The following is a 12,058-nucleotide window of genomic DNA, read 5'->3' as shown; positions in this document are numbered from 1 at the left end:
CCTTGAGTCCCTTGCCTCGACCCGACGAGGCCTTCAGCCATTTGTAGATCGTCGTGCGGCTGAAGCCGTAGGCGGCAATCACCGCAGAAGGCTTCTCTCCATCGCGAACTCGCTCCACCGCCATCAGGCGAATCTCTTCAAGCGTTTTGTGATCCAGCGTGCGGCCATCTCGTTTCATGCGCTATTGAATCATCAATTCGATTGTCGTGGTGATCTTTTGTAGCCTAAATTATCGACTGCTGAGTAAATCGCCAAACGAGGTCAATAAATCCGCAAACAGCGGCGGGGCTAAGAGCACGGTCGTCGATAGGAAGGTCGCGGGGTCCGCACGACCGCAGTCCGAAGGCATCTGACATTCACACGCGTGCCAATAGGAAAGCTCTGAGAGGAGAGGGGTGCAACTCGCCGCTTCCGAAGCCCGGCAAGCCCTTATTGCCCATGGAGGTCGTACAGGGACCACGCACTCAAGCCGCCCCGAGGGCGAAAACGAAGTCGCTTCGGAGAGGGAAGTAGATCCGCTCAAGGTCCGCTGAGGTCGGTGACGCGTACGGCAGATGCGGGCCATCCCCGGTCAGTCGCGTGTCTGCAGGCTACGACCGCTCCAGACTGATTGCCGCCATTCGCCTTCGCCTGGTCGAATGTCGGCGGATGACGAATGCCGACCTTGGCACTTTTCTTCGCCAACAGCCGGTCCACTTCGGAACTTGACATTCACCGACTTCGTCGAGGAAATTCGAGTTCGGTCGGACAGCAGGCGGATCGCGAGTGGCTGTGGGCGAAGTCGTGTGTGATCGGCTGCATCCGCATGCCACAAACCGGCGCTTCAGTCTCTCGCGAACTCCAAGCTTGCGAAAATATTAACTGCCGCTGCCGCTGCCGCTGCCGCTGCCGCTGCCGCTGCCGCTGCCGCTCAGTTCAGCAGAGCCGTCACACCAGCGTTGATGGCGAACCCTCCGCCGATCAACCAGGCGAACAGCACGGCTGCCAATGCCAGCGGCTTGATGCCGGCCTTGCGGACGGCCGAAACGTGAGTGGAGAGGCCCAGACCCGCCATGGCCATCGCGAGCAGTGCGCCGTCGATGCTGGTGACCTGGCTGACCAAGGCCGGCGGCAGCACGGCGAGTGAATTCAATCCTGCTACGGCAACGAAGCCGAACGCAAACCAGGGGATCACGAGGCCGCCGCTTTGCTTGGCATTGCCGCGGTGCTCGGCGCGGTCCGATGCACCTTCGTGTCGCGACGAGCGAGACAGCCAGGCCGACAGGATGATGAGGAATGGCGCCAGCATCATGACGCGGACCATCTTCGCAATTACCGCCGTGTTGGCGGCCTCCTCGCCGACGGCGCGTCCGGCTGCAACCACCTGAGCCACCTCGTGGATGGTCGAACCCGCGAACACACCGTAGGCGTTCGGCGACATCGTGATCAGGTGGTATTGCGCATTCAGGTGGTACATGACCGGGTAGAGAAACATGGCCAGCGTGCCGAAGACCACCACCGTGGCGACGGCGACCATGACCTGCTCGGCGCGTGCGCGCACCACGGGCTCGGCAGCCATCACAGCGGCCGCGCCACAGATCGAACTGCCGGTGCCGATCAGCATCGCTGTCTTGCGGTCGAGGCCGAATACCCGTGTGCCCAGAAAGCAGGCCAGCCCGAAGGTGCTGCAGATCACCGCCGCGTCGATCGCCACGCCGGTCCAACCCACGTTGCCGATGTCCTGGAAAGTGAGACGCAAGCCGTAAAGAATGATGCCCAGGCGCAGCAGCTTCGCCTTGGACAGCGTCACGCCGGCATCGGAAACCACGCTGATCCGCGAATACACCGTGTTGCCGACCACCATGCCCAGCACGATGGCCAGGGTCAGCGCGCTGATGCCGTTGGATTGCAGCCAGCCGAGCTGCGCCAGATGGATCGATGCGAAGGCGATCGCGCCCGTCAATGCGAGGCCTGGCACCATCCCGCGCCAGCGTGTCCAGGCCCCGGGGCGCTGCTGCACGGCGGCATTTGCGGCGATCGCCTGGGAGGGGAGGGTGAGGTCGGCGACGGAGGACATGAGGTTCTGCGGTGCGTTGATTTCGATGGGCGCAGACGAACTTTGAGGCCGCACGTCCTATCTGACAAACGGATAGTTCAGCTATAAATAAGCGGCAAAACAGGTATAGGGATCAAGAGTCATGCGACTGACACTGCGCCAGCTCCTCATCTTCACGGCCATTGCCGACGCGGGCAGCACAACCGCCGCAGGGTCGCGTCTGGCCCTGTCGCAGTCCGCCACCAGCGGAGCGCTGAACGAACTGGAAAGCCTGCTTGGCGCGCAACTGTTCGACCGCGTCGGCAAGCGCCTGCTCTTGAACGACAACGGACGATCTCTGCTGCCGCAGGCGAGGGCGCTGCTGGATAGCGCGCAGGACATCGAAGCCCAGTTCGGCCTCGGCAGCGCGGCGGCTGGCCAGGACGCGATGGCAACCCGGCTGCGAATTGGCGCCAGCACCACTATCGGCAACTATCTTTTGCCGGCGCTGGTGGCCAGCTACCTGAGGGCATGGCCTGCCGCGGGCGTCGATGTGCAGATCGGCAATACGCGCGACGTGGCAGGGTCCGTGACCCGGCTGGAGGTCGACTTGGGGCTGATCGAAGGCCCCTGCCGCGAAGCGGACGTTCGCGTGGTGCCGTGGCGTGAAGACGATCTGGTGATCGTGTGCGCGCCGACGCACCCCCTGGTGCAAGACGGGGGGCAACGGGTGCCGCTCAAGGCCCTGCGGCAGACGCGATGGCTGCTGCGCGAACCGGGCTCCGGCACGCGCGAAGCAACGGAGCAAGCATTGCTTTCGCATCTGCATCACCTTGACGGCGAGATGCTCCCGGGCAGCACGGAGGCGATCAAGCAGGCCGCAGCGGAGGGCCTGGGCCTGGCCTGTCTGTCCCTTTGCGCCGTACAAGACCTTTTGACGCTGGGCAGGCTGGTGGTGTTGGACACCACGCTGCCGCGCCTGACGCGTCGCCTATATCTGATCCATCATCGCCGGAAGCGGTTCTCGGCCAACCTGCAGCGCTTTGTCACGCACTGTGTTGATCAGAACGCGTGACGAATGGCCAGGTCGTACCCTCGTGAGGTCCTGGCCTGGAAGGTGCCACCCGAGACGAACGGCACACTGCCAACAGTCAGGTCGTAGCCGTTCTTGTTGTTGAGCTGGGCGAATGTGGCGTCGAGCGCAGTGCGCTTGGACAGCTTGTACACGTAGCCAATTGGCCACTTGCTGGCCGTCGGATCGCCGCTGGGCTGCTGCCGGTTTCAAGGACGGTTACTGGCTGTTTGGTGGCTGGGTCAAGGTGCGAGGTTTTCTTTGCCGCCCCGTATGGCCGCCCCCTTGCCCCCGGACGCCTTACAGCCAGTTCCCATCAGCTCATCTTCTTGACGTCGGGCGGTAGCCACTTGCCGTCCAGGACGGGCGCGTCCGGCCAATAAAGTTGCAGGATCAGCGAGAAGGGACCCGCGGGCGTCGGTATCCAGTTCGCTTCGCTCCCGTTGTCCGGCGACATCGAGCCCAGGTAGAGCGTCAGCGAGCCATCGGCCGCATATTCCAGCGTCTTGTTCCTCGTACCGAGAGACAAGCGGTTCAGCTGGTTCGGGAAAAAGGACTTCTCCTCGTTGTAGAGCGTCAGCGACCAAAAGCCCTCCACCGGTGGGACCTGTCCTTTCGGGAACGTGACGGTGTATTGGTGGTTGCCGTCGAGCGGCTTCCCCTCGCTGTCGAACTCGCGCAGGTTGTACTGCGTCTCCGCCGACGTGTTCTGGTACATGCTCGACCGGCTGATGGCCGTGCGGTTCAGGTAGTCAGTCCCCACTTGGCGGCGTCCTCCGGCACGGTCCAGCCGTTGCCGATGGCGCGGCCGTTGTACCGGAAGTGGAACAGCGGACTCACCAGTTCCGTCTCGGAGGCACCGAACGATTCAATCAGCGCCTTCTTCGTCTCCGTACTCTCGGCTTCAGCGTCCCACACGGACGCGATCCAGCGATACAGAGCCTCCCCACCCGGCAGCGGCGGTACCTCGTTCATGACCTCGCGAAGCTCCTCGTAATACATCTGAGGGTTCACCCATTTGCTCTCATCTCACCTTTCGGTGCATTCGGTGCCGGCGCAGGCGCAGGAAAGTTCCGCGCCTTGCCAAAGCTGCTTGCTTTTTGGGGCATGACGGACTCCTTTATCGAGACAGGTAAGGTGTCCGGTCAGTGGGGGAACTCACTGCTGTCCGGTTAAAAGCTGAACAAATTCAACTGGTTAGCGGCGTCGATCGGATCCGCGATGGACAGATCGGCTTGCAAGGCGCATGAAATCTGGGTTTTCTCGAAAACAGAGACCGACAAGATCTGTAGACAAGTGTAGAGAGAGGCATCGAGTTGAAGCTCCTTCTTGACGATGGCGATGAGTACGTAAGTCGCGACGGCGCACCAGATCTGCGACTTCACCGCGTTYTCGCTGTTGCCCATGAAATGCTTGATGCGCAGATGCTGCTTGATCCATTTGAACAAGGGGGCGCCATTCTGCCCGTCAACATCTCTCGCATGACATCGTAGTGCGCTACCGCTTCCACCCTCTTGTGGGTGAGAGCCTCACGGTGGTTAAGGCGCACGACGTCTGCGGCGAGCCCTGCTACGTCATCCGGCGGCACGATGGCACGACGGTGTCCGTCCCCGCGTGGATGGCCGAGCTTTCTGCTGGAGATGTGCAAATCGTCGAGCAATCGCGCTTGCCCCTTGCAACGCTGCTGGAGCTGCGCCGCTACGTATCGACGTTCCTATTCTCACGGGCTTACACAAACCCTACAGGAGAGTGCGATGCCGCCACGCCCAATGGCCCAGACAGTGCTGTTCGACGAAGCCGAAGAGCAACCTCTGCCACAACTGCCGCAGGACACTCAGATCCATCTGCTGCAGCAGATGGTGCAGTGGATGCGAGTCGTCGCCGTGGCGATCAACAAGGGAGAACGCGATGAACAAGATCACCGCTGAGCATCTGTCGCGGCGAGCGTGCGTGTATGTTCGCCAATCGACGCCGGACCAAGTTCACAACAACCTCGAGAGCCAGCGTCGGCAGTACGCGCTGGTCGATCGTGCTCGGCAACTGGGATGGCAGCGCGTGGATGTCATCGACGACGATCTTGGCCGCTCCGGTTCAGGCACGCTGCGTCCGGGCTTCGAGCGATTGCTGGGTTTGCTGTGCGACGGCGAGGTCGGCGCGGTGCTGAGCACCGAAGCGTCACGCCTGGCGCGCAACGGCCGCGACTGGCATACGCTGCTGGAGTTTTGCAGCGTCGTTGGCGCATTGCTCATCGATGCGGAAGGCATCTATGATCCTGCGCAGATGAACGACCGGCTGCTGTTGGGCATGAAGGGCACGATCAGCGAGATGGAGTTGGCCAGCTTCAGGCAGCGGGCCCATGAAGCGATGAAGCAGAAGGCTAAGCGCGGCGAGCTGTTCATGCGTGTGCCGATCGGCTACGTGCGGACTATCGACGATCGCATCGAGAAGGATCCCGACGAGCGCGTGCGCGCGGCCATCGATTTGGTGTTGCGCAAGTTCGCCGAATTCGGCAGCGCCAGACGGCTGTACTTTTGGCTGTGCGAGCAGTGCATCGACGTGCCCGCTGTGGCCGCAGTCGGCAGCAGCGAACACGTTCAGTGGAAGGCGCCGCGCTACCACAGCCTGTTGAGCCTGCTGCAGAACCCGATCTACGCAGGTGCTTACGCGTACGGTCGAAGCAAGACCAGCGTGCGCATCGAGGATGGACGCAAGCGTGCCGTGCGAACCTCCCGTCGCAAGCCCGAGGACTGGTCGGTGCTGATCCTCGATCATCACGAGGGCTACATCGACTGGGACGCGTACCGTGGCAACCAGGAGTTGATGGCTCACAACACCAATGGACGCGGCAGCGCGGTGCGCGGCTCGATCAGGAGCGGCAGCGCGTTGTTGTCGGGACTGCTGCGCTGCGGACATTGTGGGGCCAAGCTGTGCGTAACCTATCCAGGCCCGACCTGCATCCGCTATCAATGCACCACGCGTATCCTCAGCCGCGACCATGCCTGCTGTGTCATGTTCGGCGGCCTCGGCGCGGATCGACTGGTGAGCGAGCAAGTGCTGCGCTGCCTGCAGCCACTGGGACTGCAAGCGGCGCTGCAGGCCATCGATCAGCTGCAAAGCGTCGAGGACGAGCGGCTCGCCCACAAGCGCCTGGCGCTGCAGCGTGCCGGCTACGAGGTCAACCGTGCGCAGCGCCAGTACGATGCCGTGGACCCCGCCAACCGTCTTGTCGCTGGGTCGTTGGAGAGGCGCTGGAACGACGCTTTGAGCGTGCAATCGCGGCTCGAGGCAGAGGTCGCGGAGTTGATGCAACAGCGCCCTGATGCGCTCAGCGACGAGACCAAGCAAGCCCTCATGTCGTTGGCCGAGGATGTGCCGCGGCTATGGGACCACCCGGACACCACACCCGATGTCAGGAAGCGCATCGTGCGCACCGTGATCAAGGAGATCGTCGTGACCTCCGAGGGCGACGCGGTGCGCTTCATCGTGCACTGGCAAGGCGGTGATCACACCGAGCTGTGGTTGAAGAAGACGCCCACCGGTGCGCATCGCTACGTGACGAGCGCTGAGACGATCGAGCTGATCGCTTCGCTGGCTCGCCTGCAGCCCGACGAGCGCATAGCCGCCACCATCAATCGACTGGGCCACCGCACGGCGCACGGGCACACCTGGACCGCTACGCGCATCTGTTCGATTCGCAATGGCCATGGCATCGCGCCGTACCGTCAGGGCGAGCGTCAGGAACGTGGTGAGTTGACTGTTGATGAGGTCGCCGCTGCTTTGCACGTCACGCCGACCACCGTGCTGCGACTGATCCGCCAGAAGGACCTTGCGGCCAAGCAAGCCTGCCGCAACGCGCCGTGGACCATTCGCCAGGCCGATCTCGATGAATTTCTCGCCGCCCGAGGCGAGCCAGGCCCGTCAACTCACATCGCGGGCCAGCTGGCCCTTGATATTCAATGACATACGAAGGAGTGCAGTATGAAAGGCAATCGAAGAACAACTCGACCTGCCAGCGACTCTTGTAGAGCGCTGCGATCGTCAACGCCGGCAACCCCATATGGTTGGTCAAGAAGATCAGCGTCTTGCCCGACTCGGGGTCCTTGAATCGAATGCGGCGCAAGTGCTGGGGATACTTCTTGCCCGAGTAGTGCCGTTGAGCATGACTTGCTGATCGCTRATGACGCCGGTGCYGCGGTCGGTGGCGGCCGAGTAGACGCGTCGGGCATCCATCGACGACTTGGCGCGCGTGACGAAGAAGGCGCCGGCCTGATGCAATGCGTACAGCCTTGCGAAGTCGACGTAGCCTCGATCTATCACATAGAACGCCCCGGCTTCGAACATCAGCAAGTCCAGCACATTTACGTCGTGCAGCTTGCCATCGCTGATGTGAATGAATGCGGGGATGGCGCCACGAAGGTCCAGCAAGGTGTGCAGCTTGATGGCAGCTTTGGTGGAGCGAAACGGCGCCCAGGAAAACAAGCTCAGACACAGGTCGATGGKGCTGGAGTCCAAAGCGTAGACCGTGTTGTCCAACTCGACCCCGAGCACGGAATCGCCAAGGTAGAGCTTGCGTGCGCGACGGATCAACACCGCTGCAAGGTCGGCCCAGATGCGCCAATYGCGCGATTCGTTGGCGTCMGCAAGCGTCGATCGTTTGACGGCCGAGCGAAAGCCCATCGCGTAGAGCTTGCTGGCATTGGCCGAGAGGGTGACCTCGATGTCGCGCAAGCTCTCTCGCCACGTCAATTGTGCGAATGCCATGGCGCGGAACTGCTCGGCGCACGACAACGTGCGCATACCCGAGTTGCCACCATAGCGWTCGACGATGCGAGCGAAGCTGGTCCATGGAACGAATTCCATGACTTGAGCAAACAAGGTCTTGCCGATGTGCACRCGTACTCCCCGAGGCTGTCAGACCCAGAAAAGTACGCCATTCCTCGCCATCGAAGTTCAAATCGGCACCAAACAAAATCGGCCTGCAGCCCGCGCCAGTGCTGGATTTCAGCCTCGGCGCTGATCATTTAACCGGACAGTAGTGGGGGGAACTTCAACTTGAGTCTCCCTCTAAAGAGATGCTGGGCGGTTCATCCAGCATGTGATGTCAGTTCCCCCAGAGGCTTCAGGTCGGCTTGCGCAGGAATCCTTGGTTGCCACCGTTACGATTGGGCGCGAAGCCATTGGACTGAAGCGTCTCTTCCGTCGTTTCGTAGAAGACCCCGATCTTCATGATCTCTCGTGCCTGTTTCGCTGTSGCGATGGGGCGGCCAAATTCGCCAGAGATACGCACCAACTGCTTGATCTGCTCGACGGAGCTCATCTTGCCCGTGCGGGTCTGGTTCCAAAGCACATCCTCGATGCCGCACCGCACATGAAGACCCAAGGCGATCCCGATCATATTCACGGGCAGCACATTCAGCACCGAACTTTCCACCGTGACCACCGCGCCGTCGGGCGCAGCACGCAGGAAGTTGGCCAGGTTGTAGATGTTTGCTTGATCCATGCCGCCGCTGATGGCCACCCAGTTCATCACCAGTGGCCCCTTGTAGAGTCCGCGGCGAATCATCCGCTCKATCGTTTCAAAGCTGTTGATGTTGTAGCACTGAAACTCGCTCTGAATTCCGGCGGCCGTCAAGCGTCGGAGGTGCTCCTCGACCCAACTGGGATTCGCGGGCACGACCATGTCCTTGTAGGTTGCATAGAGGTGCGGGAATCCCCGGGAAACTCCCTTGAAGTCATCCAGACCGGCATGCTCTGTCACATTCATCTGCGTGGTGTTGACGGTCACCGTCACCTGGTCGGGCTTGGGGTCGAGTTCGGCCAACATATGCCGCGTGTCATCGCTTAGCCACTTGGCGGCTTCGCCCTCAGATTCAGGCGCGAAGCTGATGGAGCCGCCTACTTGGATGATCATTTCCGGCACGCGAGCGCGCACCCCGGCGATCAGCTCATTGAACATGGACAGGCGCTTGCTGCCCTTGCCATCGGGTTCGCGCACATGCAGATGCAGCACGGTRGCACCGGCTTCGTAGCAATCCACAGCCTTCTGGATCTGCTCCTCCATCGTGACTGGGATGTCTTCCGGGAAGTCCGAGGGAATCCAGCCCGGCGCATAGGGAGCGGCGGTGATGATCAGAGGCTGCTGGTTTTCAGGATACAGGTGGCCGTCAAGGAAGTTCATGGTGATGGGTCTCCGAGTTGAAAGATGAATATTGAGAATGTTGAACTGGATGAAGAGCTCAGTGCGGAACGCGCCTGCGATGCCGGTGCGCTCCAACGTGGGTTGCGTGATGCCGGTCAGTTCGGCTGAATGTCAAATTTCTTGACAATGGCGGCGTTGCGCTGGGACAGCAGCTTGTGTTCGGCTAGAAGCGCAGGCGTGTCGACGCTTACATCAGGCTCCAGGCCCACCTCGATCAGCCTTTGCTGCACCGCAGGTACATTTGCCGCCTTTTTGATAATCGCCTGAAGCTTCGCCAAAACGTCGGCCGGCAACTTGCTGGAGCCGTAGAAACAAACCTGTCCCTGAAACTGGATGTCCGGATAACCGAGCTCGGTCATGGTCGGCACATCAGGGAGATACCTGGATCGGCTTTTCCCGGCCACGGCATAGGGGCGCAGCATGCCGCCCTTGATGAGCGGTAAGGAAGTCACCATGCCATCAAACATGATGTCGACTTGGCCGCCGATCACGTCTTGAAGCGCGGGCGGGGACCCAAGATAGCCCACGTGTTGCATGCCCAAAGCAGCCTGATTACTGAAGATCAGTCCTGAGTATTGCGACACCGTGCCAGTGCCGTAGCTGGCGAAGTTGGATTTCCCTTTGCGCGTCTTCAAATGCGCAACAAGAGCTTGAAAGTCCTTGGCCGGATAGGTTGCAGAAGTTACGAGTACATAGCTCGTCAATGCCACTCTTGCGATGCTCACTATGTCATTGAGCGGGTCGTACGGCACCTTCATCACCAGCGGTGCTTCTACCAGTAAGTTACTCGGCCCCAGTGCGATTGTGTTGCCATCGGGGTCAGCCTTCAACATGGCATTGAGTCCGATCGACCCGGTTGCGCCGGCACGGTTTTCGATGATCACTGGCCGGCCAATGTCCGCAGACATCTGTTGCCCGACCACACGAGCGGCGATGTCGATTGTTCCCCCCGGCGGTCCCGGAACGATGACCCTCAAGGGCTTGTCGCCAATCGCCCAAACGTTGAGCGCTAATGACCATCCAATCAACACCATGGCTGAGCGTGCAAATTGTTGCAGTTTCATCTTTGTCTCCAATCTTTTGTTTCTAGGACAGTTGAGCCCAGGCAAGCAGTATCCGGTGCATCGGCGACAGGCCTTTGCTTATTTGGGACATAAATTTGTCAATTTGGGCAGCGTCGACCGACCGTCATGAAGGCGCGTGCATGACGATGGCGGCCGGCCGCCGTCGGCCAAGCCGGAACCTCCGAGACAGCCCTCGATGCCGCGGCTACAGCGACTTCCAGTCGGTCGTGTTTCGTTTCACCACCGCATATCCGGCTCCGCTGGCGTTTTGGCTATCGACAGCGAGTGCCACTTCCTGCATCGTTGAATATGAAGGCTTCGCGAGAGCAGTCAAGCGGGAATGGTGGCTCAGAGGATTGACTGCCGGTGCGGTGGACTTCTTCGGGGCTGGCCTGGCCTCTTTGGCCGGTGTGCGCGCGCTGCAGTGGCCCCGCTCTGGCCTTTCCGCGACGTCCTCGTCCGACCGACACTTAGGTCCGCCAGCGACGTTGCTTTCGCTGGGCTATCTTTGACATCATCATCGTGGCCATCGTGGTGCGGACGTACACCCTCATTTCTGGGGATGAAAGTCTAAGTACGGCAACGACTCAGGTTGCGCTGCAGCACCTGCAAAGCCAGCCAGCGAGCACTAGGACGACGGGTGACGGATGGGTGCAGTGCAGGTAACTGCCAGCGCGAATCGGTCGGCCGCTGGCGCCGGTAGGGAGCGTCATCTGCCTCAAAGCTTCCGAGGCACCTCGATGCCGGCGACCGTCCCCCCACCGGGCGAGGACGTCGCAGCGCCATGAAAAAGCCCGCCGAAGCGGGCAAGACCTTCTTGCAAGGTCGATTGAGGAAGGACTCATCGTGGAACTCATTCCTGAACAAAGCCTGAACCCGCACTGCATCATTTCGGCCCGAGAGTTCGCCTATCATTTTTTGCACCGCCGCAGCTCCTTTCGTAAACCAGGATTCCATTGCTCATCGCGCTTTCAGGGCATGCGGATCTCCTCCTGAACGGACAACCCAATGCCGCTTGGTGTTGTCCGCTTCGCGCCTCGATAGGACCGCCGCAAAACTCGCCCCCCCGCGACTTCACCGAGCTGTAGTCGTTCTTGCGTCGAATTGGACGGCGTCCGGCGCTGGTAGGGGAAGCATCGGCATCCGGCCGATCGGTGGTTCTTCGATGCCGGCGGCCGTCCGCCCCTACCACATGAGATGTGGTCGGCAGCCGGCACCGCAACCGGTGCGCTTTTCGCCGCTGCGTCAGCGAATGCCCAGGTGAACTGGTCTGTCGGCGAGCGAGAACCAGTGAAGTTCACAGGGATGGGACGAAAGAGGCGATCGGGATTGAACCTGATCGAGTAGTTTGCGCGCGTCCGTGTTCTGCAGTGCCCGGAGCCGGAATGTCTTGGAACAGATGTCAGGAGCTGGACGGATGTCCTTGAGCGAGCCTCCGCGCAGGCCGACCGGCGGCCGGAGAGCGCTGCCAGCAGAGATTCAATGAGCGCGTGCACAGCAGCGGAGTGCCGCTGACGAATGCGGCGTGGAATGCCGGGTCGGCCAATGCCGGTCGTACCCCGCGAGCTTCTATTTGGCTGCCTCCCATCGCTCTGCATTATCGCCCTGGTCCCCCACCACCGGGTCCGCCACCACCACCGGGTCCGCCACCACCGCCGGGGCCACCGCCGCCACCGGGGCCACCGCCACCGGGTCCCCCACCGCCGGGG

Annotated in this window: 11 protein-coding genes and 3 pseudogenes; 5 read left to right on the top strand and 9 right to left on the bottom strand. The window is 61.4% G+C overall.

What is annotated here, in order from left to right; translation table 11 throughout:
* Positions 1–178: helix-turn-helix domain-containing protein (locus tag AC1DY5_RS23535; protein WP_478115255.1), on the bottom strand; the 178-nt coding region annotated here is incomplete at its 3' end.
* A 732-nt stretch (positions 179–910) separates the two neighbouring features.
* A complete protein-coding gene (locus AC1DY5_RS23530; RefSeq protein ID WP_478115253.1) occupies positions 911–1,960 on the bottom strand; it encodes a YeiH family protein in 1,050 nt (349 codons plus the stop codon).
* 217 nt (positions 1,961–2,177) lie between these two features.
* Here AC1DY5_RS23530 and AC1DY5_RS23525 point away from each other — a divergent pair, with 217 nt between their 5' ends.
* Complete coding sequence (locus tag AC1DY5_RS23525; protein WP_478115249.1) at positions 2,178–3,089, top strand: LysR family transcriptional regulator; 912 nt, start codon at positions 2,178–2,180, stop codon at positions 3,087–3,089.
* On the opposite strand, the gene AC1DY5_RS23520 is transcribed toward AC1DY5_RS23525, so the two are convergent.
* From AC1DY5_RS23520 to AC1DY5_RS23505, 4 genes and pseudogenes are all read right to left on the bottom strand, one after another.
* Positions 3,077–3,241, bottom strand: coding sequence for a hypothetical protein (locus AC1DY5_RS23520; RefSeq protein WP_478115247.1), 165 nt, complete (start codon positions 3,239–3,241; stop codon positions 3,077–3,079). The genes AC1DY5_RS23525 and AC1DY5_RS23520 overlap by 13 nt on opposite strands.
* Before the next feature lie 161 nt (positions 3,242–3,402).
* The gene (locus AC1DY5_RS23515; protein WP_478115245.1) at positions 3,403–3,804 is read right to left on the bottom strand and encodes a DUF1214 domain-containing protein; all 402 of its coding nucleotides are present in this window, start codon (positions 3,802–3,804) and stop codon (positions 3,403–3,405) included.
* A 26-nt stretch (positions 3,805–3,830) separates the two neighbouring features.
* Positions 3,831–4,100 (bottom strand): hypothetical protein, encoded by a 270-nt coding sequence (locus tag AC1DY5_RS23510; protein ID WP_478115243.1) that lies wholly within the window; start codon positions 4,098–4,100, stop codon positions 3,831–3,833.
* Positions 4,101–4,258: 158 nt separating this feature from the next.
* Positions 4,259–4,531 (bottom strand): annotated as a pseudogene (locus tag AC1DY5_RS23505) (IS4 family transposase); the annotation flags it as partial.
* Between the two features lie 47 nt (positions 4,532–4,578).
* Between AC1DY5_RS23505 and AC1DY5_RS23500 the strand changes: the two are divergent.
* From AC1DY5_RS23500 to AC1DY5_RS23490, 3 genes and pseudogenes are all read left to right on the top strand, one after another.
* A pseudogene (locus tag AC1DY5_RS23500) lies at positions 4,579–4,719 on the top strand (DUF5372 family protein); the annotation flags it as partial.
* Between the two features lie 121 nt (positions 4,720–4,840).
* Positions 4,841–5,014 carry a hypothetical protein gene (locus AC1DY5_RS23495; RefSeq protein ID WP_478115257.1) on the top strand — a complete coding sequence of 58 codons (174 nt, stop codon included), beginning with the start codon at positions 4,841–4,843 and terminating at the stop codon, positions 5,012–5,014.
* Entirely contained in the window at positions 4,995–7,046 is a 2,052-nt protein-coding gene (locus tag AC1DY5_RS23490; protein ID WP_478115241.1) for a recombinase family protein, read from the top strand. Before AC1DY5_RS23495 ends, AC1DY5_RS23490 begins: the two co-directional genes overlap by 20 nt.
* 31 nt (positions 7,047–7,077) lie before the next feature.
* On the opposite strand, the pseudogene AC1DY5_RS23485 reads toward AC1DY5_RS23490, so the two are convergent.
* The 3 genes and pseudogenes from AC1DY5_RS23485 to AC1DY5_RS23475 all read right to left on the bottom strand — a co-directional run.
* A pseudogene (locus AC1DY5_RS23485) lies at positions 7,078–7,979 on the bottom strand (IS4 family transposase); the annotation flags it as partial.
* Positions 7,980–8,205: 226 nt separating this feature from the next.
* A complete protein-coding gene (locus AC1DY5_RS23480) occupies positions 8,206–9,264 on the bottom strand; it encodes a beta-keto acid cleavage family enzyme (RefSeq protein WP_478115251.1) in 1,059 nt (352 codons plus the stop codon).
* A 116-nt stretch (positions 9,265–9,380) separates the two neighbouring features.
* Positions 9,381–10,349: a Bug family tripartite tricarboxylate transporter substrate binding protein gene (locus tag AC1DY5_RS23475; protein ID WP_478115239.1), complete on the bottom strand. Its 969-nt coding sequence runs from the start codon at positions 10,347–10,349 to the stop codon at positions 9,381–9,383.
* Positions 10,350–11,195: 846 nt separating this feature from the next.
* Here AC1DY5_RS23475 and AC1DY5_RS23470 point away from each other — a divergent pair.
* On the top strand, positions 11,196–11,345 hold the full coding sequence (locus AC1DY5_RS23470; RefSeq protein WP_478115238.1) for a hypothetical protein: 150 nt from the start codon (positions 11,196–11,198) through the stop codon (positions 11,343–11,345).
* Positions 11,346–12,058 lie beyond the last annotated feature (713 nt).

The organism is Variovorax sp. P4_D9 (assembly GCF_056401695.1).
Note: the sequence above shows the minus strand (reverse complement) of the source record. Positions and strands in the feature narration are given on the sequence as shown.